The sequence below is a fragment of the Rossellomorea aquimaris genome (assembly GCF_001877785.1).
Lineage (GTDB): Bacteria > Bacillota > Bacilli > Bacillales > Bacillaceae_B > Rossellomorea > Rossellomorea aquimaris_A.
On the sequence record NZ_MINN01000139.1, the window covers coordinates 106519 to 129910 of the forward strand.

Genomic DNA, 23392 nt, shown 5'->3' on the forward strand with positions numbered 1-23392 from the left:
TCCCTTCTATGCGAGTGAGTAATGGCCAAGCATCATGTTCTGGAATTCCCGTATCGTTTTCACGCTGTGGTAGAGGCTTTCCTTTTCCCTCGTTGACAGGGTGGAAAGTTGAACTGTATCGCCTTCCTTATTTCGCTTCAGCTCCATATAGATTTTCATCACTTCCTCGAATGCATCCTTTAACTCTTCCCCAAAACCGGGGGTTATCGAGCCTTTCTTAACCAGGAACGCTATCTTCTCCAATGTGGACCCGTTCAGATTCCCATGCGAAAGATTCAGGATTTGAAGGGCATGATGGAATGGGAATAGAATTTCTTTCTTCAGTGAAAATTCCTTGCGCTGCAACCCGAGCAGGGACCGGATCGATGAGTGCAGAACAGGAACAGGCTTTGTCTTTTCGACCTGGGCCATCCTTGCCAGCAGGATCTTCGAGTTCATCAATTGCCGCTCCAGGGATTCCTCAAATGCCTTCTGAACTTCCCCATCACCGTCAATCACCCTGAAAGAAAAGAAGTTCTGCGCCTTCAACAAGGTTTCCTCGGATGACCGGACTGACCAGCGCCTGACTCTTTCTTCCCACTGGCCCAGGCTGCCTCTCCAGGCAGACTCGGAGCACATCATCCCCCCGTCACATCGCCTCAGCCCGGCTTTCTCCAGCTTAGCCGCCACCCGTTTAGAAAATCTGGTGAAATAGGACTGGGATTCCGGGTCTTCTTTTTCATAAACCAGGAAATGATCCTGATCAGTCATCATGAACTGCTCTCGTCTTCCTGCAGAGCCCATCACATAAAAGGCATAGCTGCAAGGATTCGAATATCCTTTTTCCAGCAGTTCCTCTTCTGTTTCTTTCAGCACCCTGCGATACAGCCTGTCGAGGAGACCTGACATGACATCCAAAATGTGAAATACCGGGGCGTGCGCCTTCCATAACTGATGGAAGATGGATTCGATGGCAGCATTTATTTTAACGAGAGGGAATGTCCGGTCTTCAAGCTTATGGGCACTCGTTAAAGCCCCAATATGATTAGCCTTCATCACATCGTAAAGGGTGACGATCCCGGCAAGCCTTCCATTTTCGGTGACTGGCAGGTGCTTGATCGAATGGTCCAGCATCAACCCGAGCGCTTCGTATAGATATTCATCCTGATCAATCACGACCGGCCGTTCTGTCATCCCTTCCTTAACCTGCCCGGTAAGGGGGATGTTCCCCGCTATGTATCGGGTGACGATATCCCTTTCTGTCAGGATGCCGGCAACCCCGCTGTGATCAAGCACCACGACCGAACTGACCCGATATGCCCCCATGATATGCGCCGCTTCCTGAACTGTCGCATTACTGTCCACGGTCCTTACGTTATCAATCATGATTTCTTTCACTCTTTTTAAAATCGTCGAACGTTCCTGAAGCCCGTACGATACTCCAACCCTCTCGGATAGAGAGTAATAGATATCCTGAAGCCGCCTGGACGTTTCAGTCAACAAAAACCCCTGTAAATGCGGTTCTTTCCAGTATTCCTTCAATCCGCTGTAAGGGACGAGGCAAAGCATGCTGTCTTCTTTGGCCCTCACTTCCACAGACGCGTAGACCCCTTCATCGACTTCTTCTTTTTCCATAAAAGAATAGAGCGAGGAAAGACCGACGATACCGCCTCCCGATATGACCTCCAGCACTTCATCGTTATCTTTTTTCACGACGACTTCTACTTCCCCTTCAATGACAAGGTAGAGCCCTGTACGATTTTCATTGCTTTTCAGGAGGGTCTGGTCCCTGCCTGTTTTCACTTTTTTACATCGCGAAAAAAGGGAAAGAGCTGTACCGTGCTCCATCCCATTGAAGAAGGGATGAAGCAGTACAGCTTCTTTAAAGTTATGATCAGGACTTGAAGTTGACATCATCGTCCACCCAAACGTCCCCGTTTTTGAAAGTCATTTGCTCAGGATAACGAAGGTTTGTCACTTCATCCTGGAATTTTTGATCAGGCGCCTTCGTCATCAAAGACACGACAATATTGGCAATGAATCCGGCTGCGGCGCCAAATACGCCTGCCCCGGTATCAATGATGCCGAACACATTGACTCCTGCCCTTGCCATGAAGATATACGTGAGCGTGACGCCCAGTCCGACTAGGAGTCCGGCAATGACCCCTTTTGCGTTCGAACGTTTCCACCAGACTCCGAGAATGAGAGCCGGGAAGAAGGTGCCCGAGGCGAGCGCGAATGCCCATGCAACGATCTGGGTGATGACTCCCGGAGGATTCAAGGCCACAAGACCTGCTGCAAGTGTTGCGATGACGATCGTCCAGCGGGCTACGGCGAGACGGTTCTTCTCTGTCGCATTCGGTTTGAATACGCGGTAGTAGATATCATGTGCGAATGAAGACGATATGGCAATCATCAATCCTCCGGCTGTCGATAATGCCGCTGCCATCGCACCCGCTGCGACGAGACCGATGACAAACACGCCCAGGTTTGCGATTTCAGGCGTCGCCATGACGACGATATCGTTCGAGATGACGATTTCCTTCCATTGAAGGATTCCGTCAGCATTCGCATCCGCTACCTGCAGCTTCCCTGTATCCACCCATGAAGCCGTCCAGGCAGGCAGTTCACTGATTTTACTCCCCGCGACCTTCGTCATTAAAATGAAGCGGGAGAACGCTGCGTAAGCAGGCGCCGACAGATAAAGAAGTCCGATGAAAAGAAGTGCCCATGCCCCGGACCAGCGGGCCGCTTTCATCGTGGAAACCGTATAGAATCGGACAATGACGTGCGGAAGACCGGCCGTCCCGGCCATCAATGTAAACATAAGTGCGAGGAATTGCCACTTCGTCCCGTTCGTAAACGGTGCGAAGTATTCCGAGACCCCGAGCTCCCGGTCGAGCTCACCGATTTTCCCGACCAGTTCACCGTACGAAATCCAGGGAGCTGGATTCCCTGTGATCTGCAGGGACATGAAAATGATGGGGATCAAATAGGCAATGATCAACACGATATATTGCGCAACCTGGGTCCATGTGATTCCTTTCATACCGCCGAATGCAGAATAAAAGGCGATCAGTACGACCCCGATCAGCGTTCCGACTTTGGCGTCGATTTCAAAAAGGCGTCCTATGACGACCCCGGAACCCGAAAGTTGTCCGATTGAATAGGTGAAACTGATGATGATCGTACAGATGGCCGCAATGACGCGGGCCGTATGACTGTTATAGCGGTCACCGATGAACTCAGGAACCGTATAGCGCCCGTATTTGCGGAGCTGCGGTGCCAGCAGGAAGGTCAGCAGTAAATAACCGCCTGTCCACCCCATGATATAGGCGAGGCCGTCATAACCGAGGATCATGACCGTACCGGCAAGCCCGATGAATGAAGCCGCACTCATCCAGTCCGCACCGATCGCCATCCCGTTGAAGACCGGCGGCACCCCGCGGCCGGCAACATAGAAGTCCGATGTCGCCTTCGCTTTATTGTATATCGCTATCCCGATATATAATGCAAATGTTGCAAGGATAATAGCCGTTGACACGATAAACTGTGCATCCATTAACCGATTTCCCCCTTTTGTCTGCTGTTCTTTCTCTAAAGCCCTGAATCGTATTTAAGCAGGCTTAAGCCCGGCCGTTTCTTCGTTCGTCACGGCTGGTCCGTTATACCGCTTCTTATATTCCAGAGCTATTTTTTCTATAAATGAAGATCAATGATCAAGCGTCTTTCCGTAACTCACCTGTTCATTCTTGCTTTCATCGATTCCATATTTACGGTCGATGCGGTCGGAGACGATGGCATTCACATAAAGAAGGATGATAAAGATCAATATCGAGCCTTGTGCCCCCATGAAATAGTGGAACGGAAACCCGTTGATAGAGAAAGATGATAGACTTTCCGCGAAGAATACCATGACAAACGAACTGATGAACCAAATGACAAGGTATAAGGCCATATAACGGTTTTTCTCTTTGAAATACTGATCGGCTTTCGCACGGTCAATCTTCTTCATAAAAATCCCCCTTTTATCTAGGCTCTTTTCGTAAACTTTGAGCCTTCCATACTGGAACATACCGGATCTTGGGTATTTTTGTTGGTTAAAACCAAACTTCATTGAATATCGATTCCGAAAAGAGCTCGTGTCCCCATCCAAATAAAATATAGTGTGTTGTACGCAAATCAACATTTTTTAGATAGCAGTCTTTATCTAAGACTGAAGATGAACTTGACTGTTTCAAAAAACGGCATTGGAACCAGTGCGATCTGAACAATAAAATATACAAACATGGATAAGAACGGCAGGACTAAAAATACAGCCCTCTTTTTCTTTATGGCAAACACGATGCTGGCTCCCGTGACCAGGAGTAACGCGATGAAGAAAAGCAAACTTTCACCTCCTGTTATGTAACCGCTGTCATAATTATTAAACTTTTCTGAAATTTATTCGTGCCCTCATTATCTTTTATGTGGAAAAGCTTTTTCAATAACAAAATTCCGACAAAGCCAACATTGCCGGATGACAATATTTTATAAATATAAGGATTTTCTCTATAATCATGCAGTAATTGGTCAGCTACGGGATTCCGATATTCTAGTAACATAATATAAGTGTGTCGAATACAGTCGAAACTTTTTTCATAAACGCAAAAAACCGACCGGTGTCATACCGGTCGGTCCGTTTATTATTCTTGGTCTTCTTGAGTTGTATCAGCGTTTGATTCAGCGTCTTCATCCTGTGCATCTGCATTGGACTCGGCATCGCCTGCGTCTTTCTGCTCAGCATCGGATGGGTTTGCTTCCTGATTTTCTTCAGCAGCTTCACCTTCAGCGCCTTCTTCTGGCTTCGCTTCATCTTGTGCAGCAGCGTCTTCTTTCACTGCATCTTCCTGAGCGGCTTCGGCTTCAGGCTGATCGCCGGAAACCTTCTGCTCATCAAGCTTTGCTTCTTGAAGGGTGGCAAGAGACTTGTTGAAATAGTTGATTGGATTGACTGCTACACTGTCTTTGCGGATTTCAAAGTGTACGTGTACACCCGCATCCTCATTGAATAAAGATTTTCCTGCTTTTGCAATCGCTTGACCTTGATCCACGACATCCCCGACAGCTACTTCAAAATCCTTGACTGATTGGTAACGAGTGACGATACCCTTGCTGTGTTCGATTTCGATTGTGTTGCCCAGTAATGAATCTTCCTGAACCTTTGTGACAGTTCCACTCATGGCAGCCAGTACGTCGAATTCTTTCCCATCCTTCGAGATATCGATCCCTTGGTTCGGATAGTACATATTGCCGTACACGACTAAAGCGGCTTCCTGTTCTTCGGCAGAAGCTTCAGCATCGTAGAAGTTTTTTTCGATGACTGTGTCTTCCGGACTTGAAACAGGCATTACGAAGTTTTCCAGTGAACGATTGACTTCTTCTGCAGGCTGATTGAACTCGTTATCAGTAGGAACATCATAGCTGTAATCCTTTTCGTTCGCATCATTTCCTGCCTGGTACCACAGAATTCCTGTGATAATGACTGCTGCACTTGCCAGATAGATTGCTGGGTATGCCCAACGTCTTTTCAAAAATTTTGGAGAAGTGTATTTCTTTTCTTCCTCTCTCATTTTCATCACCTCAGCAATCATTCTGAACAGAATTCTGAAAATATATACTCATGTCCAAAAAAATTTTTAATTCTTATCTTTCGACAAAGTGAAATGAATTATGTACAGAATCTCAAAATTTTTTCAGGAATCTTCATAGAACTGCAATATTTAGCCGTCGGGTGAACCGTTTTCACATGATACAATGAGGAAGTATTTTTTACAATTAACGTAAATTGAAAGGACGATAGACTGTGAAAACACTGCTAAAATACGCCCTTACAGCTGCGCCTTTTCTATATATGATGCTGGTGTGGGTCATGTCCAGCAATCCCGATGACGCGGTCATCCGCTTTCCTGACAGCGGATGGGACCGGATTATCAAGGAATCACTCCACCTGATCGAATTTGCGATCCTGTACGGTTTGTTCGTACTCGCACTGCTCGTGCACGGCATGCTCGGCTATACCATAAACTTCACTGTTGCATTAATCGCAATCTTTTACGGTTTTGTCGACGAAATCCATCAATCATTCGTTCCTTACAGGTCGGCGACAATGATTGATGCCGCAAAGGACCTGATCGGAGTGACCGCCCTGTTCTGGATCGTGAACCGGACGTACTTCAGGAATTCGGGGCATGGTCTGACGAGATATATGAAGAGGGTTGAAGGATATTTTAATTAAAAAAGATGGATCCCCCCGGGGTGGGGGAATCCATCTTTTTTTGGTTTTGGCTGGTTTGTTGGGGCGTGTACCTGGTACAGGAGAGCTTGATTGTACCTGGTACACGGACGTTTGATTGTACCTGGTACAATTCCGCGTTTGTGTACCTGGTACATGGGGTTTGCTTTGTACCTGGTACACAGCCTGTTGATCGAGCCAGGCTCAGAACCCTTGATTTGAGCCTGGCTCAAAGCCGCTGAAATGAGCCTGGCTCAATTTGCCCGTTCGGTGCCAGGCTCAATGCCCCTGCTCGGTGCCTGGCACAATCCCGGCCATTTGTTCCTGGCACAAATCAGGCATCCTGTGCCAGGAACAAAACCGTCAATTTGTACCTGGCACCACGAATTCAACTCCAGAACGCCCCGTCATCACCCCTACCGCTGCGCCGTCACTTTCTGCAGCAGCTTCTCCGATGTCGTGATCTTCACTCCCTTATAATAGTGGGTCACGATCTCTTTATAGTTCTTCCCTTCCTTCGCCATGCCGTTGGCGCCGTACTGGCTCATGCCGACCCCGTGGCCGTAGCCTTTGGTCGAGATGACGATATGGCTGTCTTTCAGGTACCAGGAGAAGTCGGAGGATTTAAGGCCGAGCTTATCTCTTATTTCGCGTCCGGTGAATGACGTTCCGTTGATATCGACATTGGCGACCCGTTTCCCTTTTGTACGCGAGGTGATCGTGCCGACCGATCCGTCCTTCGGAAGTTTTACACCGAGCTTTTGCTCAAACTCGGTGATTGGAATGATTTTTTGATCGGTGAACTTTGGAGACTTCTCATCCCAGGGGCTTTTCACGCTCCTGAGGTATGGGATTTCATTTTGCCAGTAGGCTTCTGAGTTTTCCGTGTATCCGTTGCTTGTTGAGAAGAAGGCCGCGGTGATCGGCTTCCCGTTATATGTGAGTACCTGGCCCTTTGTTTCGAGGACCGCTTCCGATATCTTTTCCAGCTTCCATTCTGCATCCGCCCCCCAAAGGCTTGCAAGTTCGGATGGATTTTTGAAAACTTGATCGTTGATCGTATCGGTGACATCCGCTCCTTTAGGAAGGGACGTATCTTCCGTCATCATTTTATTTACGATGAATGTCCTTGCTGCAAGCGCCTGTGCTTTCAGTGCTTCCTTTTCAAAATCTGCAGGCATTTCACCAGCAAGCACCCCTACTACATACTGCTCAAGCGGCAGCTTTTCGATCACTTCCTTGCCCGAGCGGTATACCGCCACTTCGACTGAATCTGCGAGCTCACCGATTCCGGGGCCGGCCTCCAGTTTTTCATTCAGGTTGGTCTTTTCTTTGTCCGATGAAAACGGAAGCACAAGCAGAGTGGGTACGATAAAGATGATGCAAATGAAGATTGAGAAGACGATCAGTACTGGTTTTAAATGCGTCATGTTCGCTGCCTCCAATGAAATATTAAATAGGAGAATGCCCTTTGCACACTTCTCCATTCCTTTTCATATGTATGGTAGTGGACAAGCTTTTATGATTGAAAATTGTTTTGACGGGATGGACATTTATTCAGAGATGACTGACACGAGTGTTGAACTATAAACGGAGCAAATCGCTTTAAAAATAAGGCATAACTGAGTTAATCCGGGCTGAATATTGGTTAAAAGTCGGTGAAAGTTGCCTGTAACCAGCGAAAACGTAGATATTTAGGTTTCCAACCCTTTTATAAACAAGTCCCTAACCCATATATTATCAAAAACAACGCTTTTATTATCAAAAATCCACATATATTATCAAAAACAGGCGGTTTATTATCAAAAATCCCATTATATTATCAAAACACTATTTTGTTCTGGAACGGGTCCCGGTGTTAGCTACAAACCTACATCCCCACCCCATCCAAGTCCAAACAATAAAAAAAGGCAAGCTCCTCAACCCGGAAAGCTTACCTTTTCTATCTATACGATTACGATTATGCGTCTTTCAACATGCTCTGTTCTGAAACAGCTGCATCGTTTTCTTCGACTTCGTTTATGCGTTCGATGTCTGCGCCCAGGCCAGCAAGCTTCTGGTGGAAGTTTACATAGCCGCGGTCCAAATGCTTAAGTTCGGTTACACGTGTGTAGCCGTCCGCGATCAGACCTGCGATTGAAAGCGCAGCTGCTGCACGCAAGTCGGTTGCTGCTACTTCTGCACCTTGAAGGGCTGTAGGTCCCTGCATGATGACAGAGCGGCCTTCGATCTTGACGTCTGCTCCCATGCGGCGGAATTCTTCCACGTGCATGAAGCGGTTTTCGAAGACTGTCTCAGTGAGCACACTTGTACCCTCTGCTGCTAGAAGAAGAGCCATCATTTGTGACTGCATATCCGTCGGGAATCCAGGGTGAGGCATCGTCTTGATGTCGACGGACTTTAACTTGTCAGGTCCGATGACACGCAGACCTTCGCCTTCGTCAATGATGGTAACGCCCATTTCTTCCATTTTTGAAACTAAAGAAGATAAATGCTCAGGGATTGCACCTTTTACAAGGACGTCCCCTTTTGTGATGGCTGCAGCCACCATGAATGTTCCCGCTTCGACGCGGTCAGGAATGATGCTGTGCTCGACACCGTAAAGGCGTTCCACACCTTCAATGCGGATCGTTCCTGTTCCTGCACCGACTACGTTTCCACCCATTTTATTGATGAAGTTTGCCAAGTCGACGATTTCAGGTTCTTTTGCGACGTTTTCAAGGATTGTCGTCCCGTCAGCAAGGGCTGCTGCCATCATGATGTTCTCAGTGGCACCCACGCTTGGGAAATCCAGGTATACTTTCGCGCCTTTCAATCTTCCATCGACTTCCGCTTCGATGAATCCGTTACCGACCTTTACCTTGGCTCCCATTGCTTCGAAGCCTTTAAGATGCTGGTCGATTGGTCTTGAACCGATGGCACATCCGCCTGGCAGTGCCACCCGTGCTTTTCCGGTACGTCCAAGAAGCGATCCCATTACAAGAACGGATGCACGCATTTTACGTACATATTCGAATGGTGCTTCTACAAATAACTCCCTTGATGCATTAACGACCACTTCATCATTATGGAACTCAACATCTGTATTTAAATGACGTAATACTTGATTAATCGTATATACATCGGAGAGTGGTGGTACATTTGTGATTTTGCTTTTTCCTTCACTTGCTAATAATGTAGCAGCGAGAACAGGTAAAACGGCATTCTTTGCTCCTTCAACTTGCACAGTACCGCTTAAACGCTGACCGCCGCGGACGATAATTTTTTCCAAGAGTATTCCCCTCCGCGTCCAATTTCTCTATATTAATATTCAATCGTCAGGATGGGTGTGCCAAGAACAAAGGTTGTCTTGGTGCCCATTCCACTTTTCCGTAGACCCAGTTGTATGTTCATTTCGTTATTTTTTGTTGGTATTGACCGTGACATTTGCTTCGAGTAGGCGGAAACGGAATGGAAGTCTTCTTCTTCCAGCGACTCCGTTTCGGTTGCGTCAAGAATCGACATCATTTCGACGGCCTGATTCGACAAAACTTTCTCAAGCGTATCATTGAATTCGCCTTTTATACAAGAGAAAATCAAAGGTTTAGAAGTAAAAATGATTTCCGTATTTGGGATAAATTGTTTTTTGAGATACTGCGATGTTTCTTCTCCCAGCGATTCCTGATTTCCACGGATCTCATACATAATGTACGAAATGGAATGTCCGTTTCCGAGGGTGCGCTGCAATTTAATTGTTTCTTCCCCGTGGGAGGTCTTTCGCGTTCCCACAACAATTAGTTCTTCAGCCTTCTCTTCTTTGGACCAGTTGAAATCAGAAAAAGTTTCTTGCATATTCTTACTATATTGGGCAAATCCTTTATTCGTGAAGCTTTTTACATTTTCTCTTGCATATAGAGACCATTCATTTACTTCACCGTTCGTTTGAGAAATGGCGTGATCAAGCTTTTCGATGTCCAATAATTGATTGGCTTCGATAGTGTTCTTCCCATTAATGATAGGCAGGAAACCTATTCCAACAAAAAAGATTAATAAAATGTAAAAATACCGTGTCATTTTCCATTCCTCCCCTTAGGTAAAAGTCTTTCCTTATAGAGGGAGAACATACTTCGAAAATGTCGTCATCTTTTTACAATTTTTTGTTGCGGGATCGTACGAACACTTCTGTTGATTTCCGGTCAACAGATCCGGTTTAGATCAAAGTGATGATCTGCATCGTGTGAAGAATTTTCAGATGTTTTTGTGTGCAGTTGGTTTGAACCTTTTTCACAATTTAACCGTCGAACGCTGATCAAAGGGGAAACGGTATTCTTTACTCCTCCGGCAGGCGTGTTCTGGCATATGTATGAAAACGGATTCACATTGAAACTTTTTCACAAACACGCAAATACAAAATTAATCTTACTCAAAACAGGCCCTAAAGAAAACATGCAGGAAGTCCTATTTTTTGTAAACATTTTGTCTTGATTTTGTAAGATGCATGGTTCCACCCGTTCGATCTTCTTATCATACGGCATCCGTTAATATGGCACGGTGACGATAGACTTATTGAAAGAACGCAGGCAGCTGCTGTGACCATAGGTAATAATCCAGCAGGAATCGGCTCACGGATGATCCAATCGCGATCGTCAGCAGGATGAAGAGCAGTCTTGCCTGTGCGACGCGGTTCTTTTTCAGCAATTTATCAAGCTGGATCGCCTGCAGTGCCCAGAATGTGATCCCGAACACAAATATATGCACGAGCATGCTGACTAATGCCTGCTGGCTGAAGCTGTCCATCATTGCGCTTCTCTCCAATCGATAAAAAATTCTACACACACATAGACCATTTTACCACAACCTTCACTGGGTTTATATGAAATTTTATCGATGTGGCAAACTATTTTTTCGGCATTATCCGGCTTCCTTCATTATTATATGTACTCTTTTCAATACATCTCCCGTCACTCCCTTAAAAACCGTCCGCGAGTGAGTTAACGAGTTGGAACAGTCCTTTACTGCGCTGATTCGTTGATCCCTGCTTTTATACCCTCTCCGCTATCATTTCAGGCGCTTGTTTTAGTAGATTCACCCATTCCCTCATGCCGACTCTATCATTCCATGTGCATACATCTATCGGATTGGAGGCAAACCGCAAGAGTTATCTTGTTAAATCAGCGTTTTTCCCCTCTTACTCTAGCAAAAAGGGCTATCTTCTTAGTACCTTGTCACGGTATGACACATATACATGTATTGTAAATGCTTATTAAAACCAGGAGGGAATAATGTATGAACAAAGTGTTAATGTCGAGTATGGTCGGCAAAGTCGTCAAGATTAACCGTGGTGGTTCCGAAGCTCGGACAGGTCTATTGTTATCTGCAGGTGACGATTACTTCGTCTTGCAGACGAAAGAGGAAGGGATCCTTTATATTGCTTCCCAGCACGTGAAGAGCATCACCGAAAATGCAAAACAGGGCATCGATTTTGTAAGTGAAGGATCTGAGTCATTGGTATGGAGCAGCGCAGTTGACTTCACTTCCATGCTTGGGGAACTTAAACACCAATGGGTGACCATCAACCGGGGAGGTCCTGAAAAAATCGAGGGTGTTCTTGAAGATGCAAACGGGGATTATATCACGCTCATCTTGAAAGAAGAAGTCATCCGCCTTGCTTCTTACCATGTGAAGAGCGTAGCCGTTTCCGTGAAGAAGAAGGAAGAAGAGAAAGAAGAAGAAAATAAGTCCGAAGACAGCGGGGAAAGCAGCAATTCAAAACAATCTTCCTCTGAAAACAAATCAAATTCCAACAAAGGCAACTCCAAAAACTCTAAGGACTCCAGCAAGAATAGTAACCTTAATCGGTATTATTACGAAATCGAAGCTTTGGATTTCTAATAGCACGCAGGACTCTTCACTCATGCTTCTTACGGATAGCAAAGGGCAGTTTCATGAATCCCGGCGTTAGTCTTTCATCTTAGAGTAAAGACGCCGGGAATCCCTTTGTTTATCGAACTACCAGAGAGGAGGATACATGTTGTTGATGACCATCTATTTCATTGTATTGGGAAGCTTGTTTTATTTCTTTTTCCTATCCGCTTCTGAAGCGAAAAAGGACAAACAGTATGGAGAACTCCGCGCAGGCGAGCCACCTCTGCCTTCTTATATAAAAGAGGCGAATCAGCATGTACGATAGCTCATTCCTGTTGATGGTGCTCATCTTTTCCGTCACCATCATCGTCATGCTGTGGCGCCCGTTCAACGTGAATGAAACGGTACCGACCACAATCGGTGCAGCGCTGGTGCTGCTGATCGGAATTGTACCGCTTTCTGATGTCCTGAATATCTTTTCCATCGTCAGCGGGGCTTCCCTTACCATTTTATCCACGATCATGATGTCCGTGGTGCTCGAAAGCATCGGATTTTTTAAAATCGTCGCAGCCAATATCGTCAACAGGTCGAGGGGGTCCGGGAGAAGATTGTATCTTTACGTCATCCTACTCTGTTTTATGATGACGATGTTCTTTAACAATGATGGCAGCATCCTGATCACCACCCCCATCATCATTCACATCACATCACTCTTAAAGTTGAAAAACCACCAGAAAATCCCCTACCTATTATCGGGTGCTTTAATTGCGACAGCCGCAAGTGCACCGATTGCCGTCAGTAACATCTCAAACCTGATCGCCCTTAAGATCGTCGGGCTCAGTTTGCAGGACTATATCGAAATGATGTTCGTCCCCTCGATGGTCGGAATCTTCGTCATTGCCATCCTGCTCTACCTTTATTTCAAAAATGACATCCCCAAGAGAATCCTGGAAGTCTCCGTCAAATGGAAGTCACATGCCCAGAAATATTCCTACACCCACCCTCTCTCTTCATCGGGGAGCGAAAAAGAAGTCGACTGGGGTCTGATCAAAGCATGCCTCGCAATCGTCGTCCTCACCCGTGCTGCATTCTTTGCCCTGACACCATTCGGGATACCGCTTGAAGTCATCGGGCTCACCGGGGCAGCGATCCTGATCGTAGTGCGCTGGTTCCGCACAGAGACGGGTGTTGTCGATATTTTCAAGAAGACGCCGTGGCACATCCTGTTGTTCGCTTTCAATATGTACGTACTCGTCTATGGATTGAAGAATGTCGGCCTCAATGATTTCATCGTCGCCCAGTTCAAGGACCTGATAGTGGGACAGCCCCTAAATGCGAGCCTGATCATGGGTCTCTTCCTCACCGCGGCATCCAACCTTTTCAATAATCTGCCGGCAGTGATGATCGGAACGCTGTCGATCACCGAGATGGGACTTGACCCGCATACACTGCAAATTGCTTACCTTGCGAACGTCATCGGCAGTGATATCGGAGCACTCTTGACGCCAGTCGGAACGCTTGCGACCTTGATCTGGATGTACATTTTAAAAACAAACGGCGTATCGATTTCATGGGCCCGATATTTGAGGGTCACGATCATCGTCGTGCCGGTCGGCCTGATTGTCAGCCTGCTGAGTCTGTATCTCTGGGTCGAAATGCTATTTTAATAGGGAAGGAGTGTAGAAAACTTGAAAAAAGCATATTCATCATTCATCGGGAAGGCAGTGACCGTCGAGCTTACCGGTAAAAAAGAGATCAGCGGCTATCTCATCGATGTCGGAAGCGAAGTGCTGATCATCTTCAACGGCGAAGATTATATTTATGTATCGAGTATTCATATCAGGTCACTTCGCGTGGTGTCGATCGATGAGCTCGATATTGCAGAACCGACGTCAGGACCGCAGCTTGAGCAGGAGGACGAGCTTGCCCTCCGGAAAATCCTCACTTCGGCCAAAGGGGTTTTCATCGAGATTTACCTGACAGGCAATCAATCCATTCATGGCTACATCACAAGCATCATGAACAATTACTTTACCTTCTACTCGCCTGTCTATAAAACGATGTACATCTCCCTGCAGCATCTGAAATGGCTCACCCCTTATTCGGGATCGCTTTCTCCATATGCGCTTGGAAAGGATAAACTTCCGGTGAACCCGAGCCAGCTGTCGCTCGCCAGGACTTATGAAATCCAGCTTGAAAAACTGACCGGGAACCTCGTCGTCTTCAACCTCGGACTCCAGCCGGAATCCATCGGGAAAATCGAAAAAGTCGAAAGCAACATCATCCAGCTCATCACCGCGAAAGGCAAGTCGGTCTATTTGAACCTTCAGCATATACAGAGTGTACATCAGCCTTGATTCATTTTAAAAAGGGACTGTCCATTCGTGCAGTAGTGTGCGGAAGGACAGTTTTTTTGTAAGTTAATGCGCAAGAAGGACGGGCCTCGCGCTTTGGTCGGAGGCCTTTTCTTGAGGGCGCGGGGCGGGGGGACGATGACCGGTGCTTGGTGCGTTGATCGGTCCGTGGGGCGTTGATCGGTACGCGGTTTTTATTATCGCGTCATTTCAATCTAATAATCGGCTTTTTTTGTTAAAATAAGACCTATTTTCTGTACGTTTCAGGGATTTTGCATCCATAACACACCATCCCAGCCTTCAACCAACCAAAATCCCCTCCCCATCCGCCCTGCCGACCGATATATTATCAAAAACGGCCAAGTTATTATCAAAAATCCAATTATATTATCAAAAACAGAGATATATTATCAAAACCGGACCATTTATTATCAAATCCATAAAAACGCCAAAAAATCCATGGCTCCCAGCCGCCCCACACTTAATCCAAGCCCCCAGCCAAATCCCAAAGCCCAAAACAAAAAAACACCCTCTCCACAAAGGAAAGGGTGTTTCTCCATTATTAGAAATTACGTTCTGAAACGTTGATTCTGTTCATGGCACGCTTAAGGGCAAGTTCGGCACGGCGGAAGTCTACGTCATCCTTTTGTGCCTGCATGCGGTTTTCGGCACGGCCTTTTGCTTCTTTGGCGCGTTGTACGTCGATAGCTTCTGCCGTTTCGGCAGACTGTGCCAGAATTGTCACCTGTTCAGGGCGGACTTCGAGGAATCCTCCGCTGACAGCTACAAGCTCAGTGTTACCGCCTTTTTTGAGGCGTACAGCACCGATTTGTAGTGGAGCAACCATCGGAATGTGTCCAGGTAAGATTCCAAGCTCACCGCTTTGAGCTTTCGTGCTCACCATTTCCACTTCTGAATCGTACACTGGGCCATCGGGAGTGACAATATTGACTTTTAATGTCTTCATTTTCTTCCCTCCTGGTCCCTGATTATACCTCTACGCCCATTTCTTTAGCTGCTTTCAGTACGTCCTCGATCGGACCTACAAGACGGAAAGCATCTTCAGGAATGTGGTCGTATTTACCGGCAAGGATATCTTTGAATCCTTTAACCGTGTCTTTCACTTCTACGTACGATCCTTTTTGACCTGTGAACTGTTCAGCAACGTGGAAGTTTTGAGATAAGAAGAATTGTACGCGGCGTGCACGTGCAACCGTCAGCTTATCATCATCTGAAAGTTCGTCCATACCAAGGATCGCGATGATATCTTGAAGCTCTCTGTAACGCTGCAGTGTCTGCTGTACGCTACGTGCCACATCATAGTGTTCTTCTCCGACGATGTCAGGAGAAAGCGCACGTGAAGTTGACGCGAGTGGATCCACCGCAGGGTAGATACCCATCTCAGAAAGTTTACGCTCAAGGTTCGTTGTTGCATCTAAGTGAGCGAATGTTGTTGCAGGAGCCGGATCCGTGTAGTCATCGGCAGGTACATAGATCGCTTGGATCGATGTAACGGAACCGACGTTTGTAGACGTGATACGCTCTTGCAATTGACCCATTTCAGTAGCAAGTGTCGGCTGGTAACCAACGGCTGATGGCATACGGCCTAGAAGGGCTGATACCTCAGAACCTGCCTGCGTGAAACGGAAGATGTTATCGATGAACAGAAGTACGTCCTGTCCTTGCTCATCACGGAAGTACTCAGCCATTGTAAGACCCGTTAAGGCAACACGCATACGTGCACCAGGCGGCTCGTTCATTTGTCCGAATACCATCGCTGTTTTCTTGATAACTCCGGAATCGCTCATCTCGTGGTAAAGGTCATTCCCTTCACGCGTACGCTCTCCGACACCAGCGAATACCGAGATACCGCCGTGCTCTTGAGCGATGTTGTTGATAAGCTCCTGGATTAATACGGTTTTACCTACACCGGCACCACCGAATAGACCGATCTTACCACCCTTGATGTAAGGAGCAAGTAAGTCTACTACTTTGATACCTGTTTCAAGAATCTCAACTTCTGTGGAAAGTTGATCGAATGTAGGTGCTTGTCTGTGGATCGGATCGCGACGGATGCCTGCTGTAAGCGGCTCGTCTAAATCGATTGATTCACCAAGGACGTTGAATACACGACCTAACGTTACATCCCCTACTGGTACAGAGATTGGTGCTCCTGTATCGAGTACGTCTGCTCCACGCTGCAACCCGTCCGTTGAAGCCATCGCGATCGTACGTACAGAATCATCACCTAGGTGAAGGGCAACCTCTAATGTAAGTTCAGCTCTATCTGCAATTTGGACCTTTAAAGAGTTGTAGATATCAGGAAGCTGCCCGCTGGCGAACTTGACATCAACAACTGGACCCATTACTTGAAGAACGTGTCCTTTGTTCATCTCTTTCCCTCCTAACTGGCTTTTAACAAAAACTTTATAAAAAATTGACGGTCATCACAGACCGAAGAAGTTCTATTCGAGTGCAGCTGCCCCGCCGACGATCTCAGTGATTTCCTGAGTGATCGCAGCCTGACGCGCACGGTTGTATTTCAGTGTAAGATTGCTGATGAGTTCCTTCGCATTATCTGTTGCATTTCTCATCGCTGTCATACGAGCGGCATGCTCACTTGCTTTACCGTCAAGAAGTGCACCGTAAATCAAGCTTTCAGCGTATTGAGGAAGCAATACTTCAAGGATTTCTTCCGGAGACGGCTCGAATTCATAGGAAACAAGCTTGCCGGAAGTATTAAGATCCGTTAATGGAAGAACTTTTTTCTCCGTGACATCCTGCTGGATGGCACTTACATAGTGGTTGTAGAACAGGTAAAGTTCATCGTATGCCTCTGCAGAGAACATACCAACCGCTTTGTTAGCGATGTCTTTAACATCCGCGAAACTCGGCTGATCCGGAAGACCAACGACGGATTCGATGACATTAAAGCCTTTTTTACGGAAAAAGTCGGCTCCAACACGGCCAAGAGCGATAATGGCAAATTCATCATTCGAGCTGTGACGCTCTTTAATTCGATTGCTTACAGCACGGATTACGTTACTGTTATAAGCCCCCGCCAAACCGCGGTCTGAAGTGATTAACAGGTACCCGGTCTTTTTAACGGGGCGGGAGACTAGCATCGGATTCCTTACACCTTGACTACCTGCCGCAACGGACGTGACCACTTCCTGGATCTTGTTCATGTAAGGGACGAATGATTTCGCATTCGACTCAGCACGATTCAATTTGGAAGCAGATACCATTTCCATTGCTTTTGTGATCTGACTAGTCTTTTTGGTAGAAGTAATACGAGTTTGTATATCGCGTAACGATGCCACTGGTTCTCACCACCCTTTACATATTGTTAGACACAGGGGGGCGCGGCATTAACCGGTAATGCACGCGGCCCGGACCCTGCGGTCGAAAGCCTGTTTTTTTAAAAAAATGGCCTCTTATCCTTACTCGGACTTGATGAATGTCTTCTTGAATTCAGAGATCGCTGCAACCATTGCATCGTCTTCAGGAAGACCTTTCGTCGTGCGGATTTGGTCTAACAGTTCTGTATGGTTGTGATCCAGCCAGCTTAGGAATTCACCTTCGAAACGGCGAATGTCTGTTACTGGAATTTCATCTAAATGACCTTTAGTCAATGCATAAAGGATCATGACTTGTTTTTCGACTTTTAGCGGTTTGTTAAGATCCTGCTTCAGTACTTCTACTGTACGCGCACCACGGTTCAATTTCGCCTGTGTTGCTGCGTCAAGATCTGATCCGAACTGAGCGAATGCTTCAAGTTCACGGTAAGCTGCAAGGTCAAGACGCAGTGTACCGGATACCTTCTTCATCGCTTTGATCTGTGCGGATCCACCAACACGTGATACGGATAAACCTGCGTTGATCGCCGGACGAACACCGGAGAAGAACAGGTCAGACTGTAAGAAGATCTGTCCGTCAGTGATGGAGATAACGTTTGTCGGGATATAAGCGGAGATGTCTCCTGCTTGTGTCTCAACGAATGGCAGTGCCGTGATGGAACCGCCGCCTTTCGCATCGCTCAATTTCGCTGCACGCTCAAGTAAGCGGGAGTGCAAGTAGAATACGTCACCAGGGAATGCTTCACGGCCTGGAGGACGACGTAATAATAGGGAAAGTTCACGGTAAGCAGAAGCCTGCTTGGAAAGATCATCATACACAACAAGAACGTGCTTGCCGTTATGCATGAACTCTTCACCCATTGTGATACCAGCATAAGGTGCCAAGAATAGCATTGGAGCTGGTGATGCTGCAGATGCCGTTACAACGATTGTGTAATCAAGGGCACCGTGCTTACGCAATGTTTCAACTGCGTTACGTACAGTTGATTCTTTTTGTCCGATCGCAACATAGATACAGATCATGTCTTGATCTTTTTGGTTCAAGATGGAGTCGATCGCAACAGATGTTTTACCTGTTTGACGGTCTCCGATGATCAATTCACGTTGACCACGGCCGATCGGCACAAGGGCGTCGATCGCCTTGATACCTGTTTGAAGCGGCTCGTGTACGGATTTACGATCCATAACACCAGGTGCTCCGCTTTCAATTGGACGAGTCTTGGTTGTGGCAATCGGGCCCAACCCGTCAACTGGTTGTCCAAGTGAGTTTACTACACGACCTACTAGTTCTTCTCCTACTGGAACTTCCATGATACGTCCAGTACGACGAACCTCATCGCCTTCACGAATGTCAGTAAATGGTCCGAGAATGATGATACCAACGTTGTTTTCTTCTAAGTTCTGTGCCATACCCATGACACCGTTAGAAAATTCAACAAGCTCTCCAGCCATGACATTGTCGAGGCCATGAGCACGAGCGATACCGTCACCGATTTGGATAACTGTACCTACGTCGCTTACTTTCATCTCAGACTGGTAGTTTTCAATTTGCTTTTTTATCAGCGCGCTGATTTCTTCCGCCTTGATGCTCATGAATTTCACCCCTCATTTATACGAAAGTTAACGAATTAGTTCACGCTCAAGACGAGTCAATTTACCTTGGAGGCTGCCATCATAAATGCGGGTTCCGATCTGAACCTTGATGCCGCCCAGTAAATGTTCGTCTGTCACATTGGTAATTCTTAATGATTGTTTTCCGACTTTTTTAGCAAAAGAAGATGATAGTGCTGACTTCTCATCTTCTGACAATGGACGCACGGAGTACACAGTCGCATCTGCGATTCCGCGTGCTTCATTGGTTAATTCGATGTATGCCTCAACAAGACCTGTGATCTCGCCCGTACGGTGACGGTCCGTCATGATCATCAGAGTGTTCAGGACAAACGGGGAAGCCGTTTGAAAAGCTTCCTGGATGATGGATTTCTTCTTCGCCAGCGTAAACTTCGGATTCTCGAAAAGAGCGTTAAGCTCCCTGTTCTCCAAGAAAACCGCTCTTACTGTACGCAGCTCCTCTTCGATCGCTTCAAGCTGATTATGTTCTTTGGCAATATCGAAAAGAGCTAACGCATAGCGCTTTGCAACTGTAGAGTAGCTCATCGCTCTTCCCCTACCTCTTGAATATAATCATTGATTAACTTCTGTTGATCGTCGGCAGAAAGTTCTTTCTCGATGACCTTAGAAGCAATAAGTACGGATAGTGATGCAACTTGTTTCTGAAGTGCCGCAACCGCTTGTTCTTTCTGCGTTTCGATCTCGCGCTTCGCAGATTCCTTCAAACGTTCAGCTTCCTGGCGGGCAGAAGCGATGATTTCTTCACGCTGCTCCACGCCTTGCTTTTTAGAATTCTCGATCATAGCTTGAGCTTCTGTGCGTGCTTCTTTAAGAAGTTGACGCTGCTCCTCAAGAATCTTGTTTGCTTCTTCACGGCTTGCTTCAGCCGCTGTGATTTCACCGGCGATATGGTCTTCACGCTGCTGCATGATTCCCATCAACGGTCCCCAGGCAAATTTCTTAAGAAGCGCCATAAGGATAAGGAACATAATCAGCTGGAATACGATATCCCCACTGTTGAAACCGCCGCCTGCACCTAAAACGAATGCGTTCGTTAACATACTCGATTCACTCCCTTCAAGAATCGATCGGATCTTATTTTTATAAAATGGAACAATCTATACTTGCTAAAAACTTTTCAGTACATAGGAATGGCGAAGATAATCGTCAAGACGAAACTTCGCCATTTAACATGTAGCCGGTTCTATTAGCTTCCAAGAGCGATGAAGGCAATAACTACACCGATGATTGGAAGTGCCTCAACTAGTGCGATACCGATGAACATTGTTGTTTGAAGCGTACCTCTTAATTCCGGTTGACGTGCAATTCCCTCTACTGTACGACCTACGATAAGACCGTTACCAATACCAGCTCCTAGTGCTGCTAAACCAACTGCGATTGCTGCTGCGATAAGACTCATTCTAAAGTTCCTCCTTAATTTATAAGAAAATATTTTTATATATATGTTTGTCCATAGGAATGAACAGGTATATATTAATGGTCATGACTAACTTTATGAGATAGATAGACCATCGTTAACATACAGAAAATGAATGCCTGGATTGCCCCGATAAAGATCGAGAACCCTTGCCAAGCAAGCATTGGAGCGATTGCCCCAAGTGTTCCAGCGATACCGCCGTTAACGGCCATGCTCGCGATAAGTGCCAGCAGGATTTCACCGGCATAGATGTTCCCGTAAAGACGAAGACCCAATGTAAGAGTGTTTGCAAACTCCTCAATGACTTTCAACGGGAATAGCCACCACATAGGTGAGAAAAAGGTGTCCTTACCGTATGCACCGAACCCTTTCATCCTGATTCCATAGAAATGGGACAGCGCCACGATCATAACCGCCAGAGTCAATGTGACCGCCGGATCGGCTGTAGGTGATTTCCACCATAGTTGGTGATCATACACAACCGAGAATGGAAGACCCAGCATGTTTGATACAAAGATATACATAATGATTGTGAGCCCGAGGATATGAAAACGTCCACCCGTTTTCCAGTCCATGTTGCTCTTGATGATTCCTTTCACAAAGTCCATGACCCACTCGAAAAAGTTCTGCATCCCGGTAGGCTTCAGGGCTAAGCGTCGTGTCGAAATAACTGCGATGAGAAACACAATGGCAGATGCTATCGTGATCATCATCACGTTGGCCAGGTTGAACGTAAGGCCCATAAAATCGGCTAAAGGTGCTTCATGATTCAAAATACTTCACCTCTCTTCCCCGCTATTTGTTTATTTTGAAACTGCTGAAAAAATAATCTATCATAATGACAATATAAGCTGTCATTAATCCAATAATTAGACTTAGGAGATGAAACATTTCTGGATAGCGGGTCACGATGATCACGCCAAGGGCCGCTGCAGCCATCCGCGACGTCGTTCCGAGGGATCTCACTTTCTTCCCCTGGACCACCGCCTCGCCGAACTTGCTGACTCTCTTCGTCATGCCCCAGTGCATATACAGGCTCAAAGCCGTTCCTAGCGTCAACCCTAAAAATACTGATTTGTGGTCGGTAAATCCCCAACCCAGGACGTAAATAGCCAGCAAATAAATTATGTACTTCCGCTGTCTATTAAACATTTGATGGAGTTCCGGCATATCTTAATATTCTCCTAAGATAAATGTCGTAAGGTACGAAGCATCGCATAAATCCCCGTCGCTAACCCGAGAAGTAATCCGATGATTAAAAAGAGTGGTGCAGAGTCTGCTTGCTGGTCAATCCACCTGCCCAAGAAGATCCCCACTAATATGGAGCCGACAAGCTGCGACAAAATCGCTGAATAAATCGCCATCGCCTTATACGGGCTTTGATTTTTTTGACCCATTTCAACCCTTCCTATTCAAAAAGAAATTTGAACGTGAGGCAAGCTGTGTAAAATGGAAGGAAATCAGAGTTTACAAGGTTTTGAAAGTTGTGAAAACCTTATCATTTTACATCCTTTGTAAGCATACAATAGGGCATATTCTATGTCAATGCGTTCAAGTTAAAAAGTTCACAACCTTGCCACGCGTATGTCGAAAGTTCACATTATTTACACATTTACCAGAAAAGCGGAGGCGGCTTGGTTAGAGGCGTGTGGCATAAGGCGAATCGGGCTGAAAGGCGCTTTTTGCCTTTTGGTCCGGTTTGACTTATGACATGTGCCTCTAGCCGCCGGAGCTGGACAATCCGAAAAGCGGAGGCAGCTTGGTCAGAGGCGTGTGGCATAAGACGAAGCGGACTGGAAGGCGTTCTTTGCCTTCTTGGGCGATTTGACTTATGACATGTGCCTCTAAGCCCTGCAGCTGGACACCGCTTAGAAAAGCGGAGGCGGCTTGGTCAGTGGCGTGTGGGCATAAGACGAATCGGGCTGGAAGGCGCTCTTTGCCTTCTTGGGCGGTTTGACTTATGACATGTGCCTCTAGCCGCCGGAGCTGGACACCGCTATGAAAAGCGGAAGGGCTTTGGTTAGAGGCGTGTGGCATAAGGCGAACCGGGCTGGAAGGCATTCTTTGCCTTCATGTTCGGTTTGACTTATGACGTGTGCCTCTAAGCCCTGGAGCTGGACACCGCTTGAAATGCGGAGGCGGCACGGATATAGGCAGATCCAGACACCGACAAAAAATGCGGAGGTGCCCCACGGCAAACCGTTCAACATATTATATGTAAAATCTAAACAAAGACACAGCTGAACAAAAAAATTGACTCTCTTCTTCGCACATCTTCCATTATAAAGTAACCGCCACCCGCGAGAAACCCTGCATTTTAATGTAAATATATCCATATACCTATTGATACGCCCGTATCGCTGTTTTGACTCTTGATCAAGCTGCAGGAGGATTATATCGGAGTTCGGGTTGCTGCATCCAGATTAGAATAATTCTTATAAGATCATAAAATCTCGAAATGGATCATATATTTTGATTTTGGATCATAATTCTCCGGAATGGATCATAAAATCTCGAAATGGATCATAAATCT

General features: G+C 46.5%; 24 protein-coding genes. 5 read left to right on the forward strand and 19 right to left on the reverse strand.

Going from position 1 to position 23392, the window contains the following annotated elements; all coding sequences use genetic code 11:
- Window positions 1-6: 6 nt before the first annotated feature.
- The 5 genes from BHE18_RS20590 to BHE18_RS20610 all read right to left on the reverse strand — a co-directional run bounded on the left by BHE18_RS20590 (window position 7) and on the right by BHE18_RS20610 (window position 5591).
- The gene (locus BHE18_RS20590) at window positions 7-1893 is read right to left on the reverse strand and encodes a DUF294 nucleotidyltransferase-like domain-containing protein (RefSeq protein WP_071620371.1); all 1887 of its coding nucleotides are present in this window, start codon (window positions 1891-1893) and stop codon (window positions 7-9) included.
- Window positions 1874-3541, reverse strand: a complete 1668-nt coding sequence (locus BHE18_RS20595; RefSeq protein WP_071620372.1) for a sodium:solute symporter family protein — start codon at window positions 3539-3541, stop codon at window positions 1874-1876. The genes BHE18_RS20590 and BHE18_RS20595 overlap by 20 nt, the downstream gene beginning before the upstream one ends.
- A 150-nt stretch (window positions 3542-3691) precedes the next feature.
- On the reverse strand, window positions 3692-3994 hold the full coding sequence (locus BHE18_RS20600) for a DUF4212 domain-containing protein (protein ID WP_071620373.1): 303 nt from the start codon (window positions 3992-3994) through the stop codon (window positions 3692-3694).
- Window positions 3995-4185: 191 nt separating this feature from the next.
- Window positions 4186-4368: a hypothetical protein gene (locus BHE18_RS20605; RefSeq protein WP_071620374.1), complete on the reverse strand. Its 183-nt coding sequence runs from the start codon at window positions 4366-4368 to the stop codon at window positions 4186-4188.
- Between the two features lie 296 nt (window positions 4369-4664).
- The gene (locus BHE18_RS20610; RefSeq protein WP_071620375.1) at window positions 4665-5591 is read right to left on the reverse strand and encodes a M23 family metallopeptidase; all 927 of its coding nucleotides are present in this window, start codon (window positions 5589-5591) and stop codon (window positions 4665-4667) included.
- Between the two features lie 233 nt (window positions 5592-5824).
- Here BHE18_RS20610 and BHE18_RS20615 point away from each other — a divergent pair, with 233 nt between their 5' ends.
- Window positions 5825-6256 carry a VanZ family protein gene (locus tag BHE18_RS20615; RefSeq protein WP_235860400.1) on the forward strand — a complete coding sequence of 144 codons (432 nt, stop codon included), beginning with the start codon at window positions 5825-5827 and terminating at the stop codon, window positions 6254-6256.
- 413 nt (window positions 6257-6669) lie between these two features.
- Here BHE18_RS20615 and spoIID read toward each other — a convergent pair whose 3' ends face one another.
- The 4 genes from spoIID to BHE18_RS20640 form a co-directional block, all read right to left on the reverse strand.
- The gene (gene spoIID / locus BHE18_RS20620) at window positions 6670-7683 is read right to left on the reverse strand and encodes a stage II sporulation protein D (RefSeq protein ID WP_071620376.1); all 1014 of its coding nucleotides are present in this window, start codon (window positions 7681-7683) and stop codon (window positions 6670-6672) included.
- Between the two features lie 530 nt (window positions 7684-8213).
- Complete coding sequence (murA, locus tag BHE18_RS20625; protein ID WP_071620377.1) at window positions 8214-9524, reverse strand: UDP-N-acetylglucosamine 1-carboxyvinyltransferase; 1311 nt, start codon at window positions 9522-9524, stop codon at window positions 8214-8216.
- A 32-nt stretch (window positions 9525-9556) separates the two neighbouring features.
- Window positions 9557-10306, reverse strand: a complete 750-nt coding sequence (locus BHE18_RS20630) for a YwmB family TATA-box binding protein (RefSeq protein ID WP_071620378.1) — start codon at window positions 10304-10306, stop codon at window positions 9557-9559.
- 489 nt (window positions 10307-10795) lie between these two features.
- A complete protein-coding gene (locus BHE18_RS20640; protein ID WP_071620380.1) occupies window positions 10796-11032 on the reverse strand; it encodes a DUF1146 family protein in 237 nt (78 codons plus the stop codon).
- A 486-nt stretch (window positions 11033-11518) separates the two neighbouring features.
- Here BHE18_RS20640 and BHE18_RS20645 point away from each other — a divergent pair, with 486 nt between their 5' ends.
- The 4 genes from BHE18_RS20645 (at window position 11519) to BHE18_RS20655 (ending at window position 14454) form a co-directional block, all read left to right on the forward strand.
- Window positions 11519-12124: a hypothetical protein gene (locus tag BHE18_RS20645; RefSeq protein WP_071620381.1), complete on the forward strand. Its 606-nt coding sequence runs from the start codon at window positions 11519-11521 to the stop codon at window positions 12122-12124.
- 142 nt (window positions 12125-12266) lie between these two features.
- Window positions 12267-12422: a hypothetical protein gene (locus tag BHE18_RS23370; RefSeq protein WP_171910767.1), complete on the forward strand. Its 156-nt coding sequence runs from the start codon at window positions 12267-12269 to the stop codon at window positions 12420-12422.
- Window positions 12412-13764: an arsenic transporter gene (locus BHE18_RS20650; protein WP_071620382.1), complete on the forward strand. Its 1353-nt coding sequence runs from the start codon at window positions 12412-12414 to the stop codon at window positions 13762-13764. Before BHE18_RS23370 ends, BHE18_RS20650 begins: the two co-directional genes overlap by 11 nt.
- Before the next feature lie 21 nt (window positions 13765-13785).
- A complete protein-coding gene (locus BHE18_RS20655; protein WP_071620383.1) occupies window positions 13786-14454 on the forward strand; it encodes a DUF2642 domain-containing protein in 669 nt (222 codons plus the stop codon).
- A gap of 559 nt (window positions 14455-15013) precedes the next feature.
- On the opposite strand, the gene BHE18_RS20660 is transcribed toward BHE18_RS20655, so the two are convergent.
- The 10 genes from BHE18_RS20660 to BHE18_RS20705 form a co-directional block, all read right to left on the reverse strand.
- Window positions 15014-15418 carry a F0F1 ATP synthase subunit epsilon gene (locus BHE18_RS20660; protein WP_032086917.1) on the reverse strand — a complete coding sequence of 135 codons (405 nt, stop codon included), beginning with the start codon at window positions 15416-15418 and terminating at the stop codon, window positions 15014-15016.
- Between the two features lie 22 nt (window positions 15419-15440).
- Window positions 15441-16844, reverse strand: a complete 1404-nt coding sequence (gene atpD, locus BHE18_RS20665) for a F0F1 ATP synthase subunit beta (RefSeq protein WP_071620384.1) — start codon at window positions 16842-16844, stop codon at window positions 15441-15443.
- 72 nt (window positions 16845-16916) lie between these two features.
- Window positions 16917-17774, reverse strand: coding sequence for a F0F1 ATP synthase subunit gamma (locus BHE18_RS20670; RefSeq protein WP_032086919.1), 858 nt, complete (start codon window positions 17772-17774; stop codon window positions 16917-16919).
- Window positions 17775-17894: 120 nt separating this feature from the next.
- A complete protein-coding gene (gene atpA / locus BHE18_RS20675) occupies window positions 17895-19403 on the reverse strand; it encodes a F0F1 ATP synthase subunit alpha (protein WP_071620385.1) in 1509 nt (502 codons plus the stop codon).
- A gap of 27 nt (window positions 19404-19430) precedes the next feature.
- Window positions 19431-19967, reverse strand: a complete 537-nt coding sequence (locus BHE18_RS20680; RefSeq protein WP_071620386.1) for a F0F1 ATP synthase subunit delta — start codon at window positions 19965-19967, stop codon at window positions 19431-19433.
- Entirely contained in the window at window positions 19964-20482 is a 519-nt protein-coding gene (locus tag BHE18_RS20685) for a F0F1 ATP synthase subunit B (RefSeq protein WP_064567825.1), read from the reverse strand. The genes BHE18_RS20680 and BHE18_RS20685 overlap by 4 nt, the downstream gene beginning before the upstream one ends.
- Window positions 20483-20628: 146 nt before the next feature.
- Window positions 20629-20841: a F0F1 ATP synthase subunit C gene (atpE, locus tag BHE18_RS20690; protein WP_032086923.1), complete on the reverse strand. Its 213-nt coding sequence runs from the start codon at window positions 20839-20841 to the stop codon at window positions 20629-20631.
- A 74-nt stretch (window positions 20842-20915) separates the two neighbouring features.
- Window positions 20916-21632, reverse strand: coding sequence for a F0F1 ATP synthase subunit A (gene atpB / locus BHE18_RS20695; RefSeq protein ID WP_071620387.1), 717 nt, complete (start codon window positions 21630-21632; stop codon window positions 20916-20918).
- 22 nt (window positions 21633-21654) lie between these two features.
- Window positions 21655-22029, reverse strand: coding sequence for an ATP synthase subunit I (locus BHE18_RS20700; RefSeq protein WP_032086925.1), 375 nt, complete (start codon window positions 22027-22029; stop codon window positions 21655-21657).
- A 14-nt stretch (window positions 22030-22043) separates the two neighbouring features.
- Entirely contained in the window at window positions 22044-22256 is a 213-nt protein-coding gene (locus tag BHE18_RS20705; protein ID WP_032086926.1) for an AtpZ/AtpI family protein, read from the reverse strand.
- Window positions 22257-23392 lie beyond the last annotated feature (1136 nt).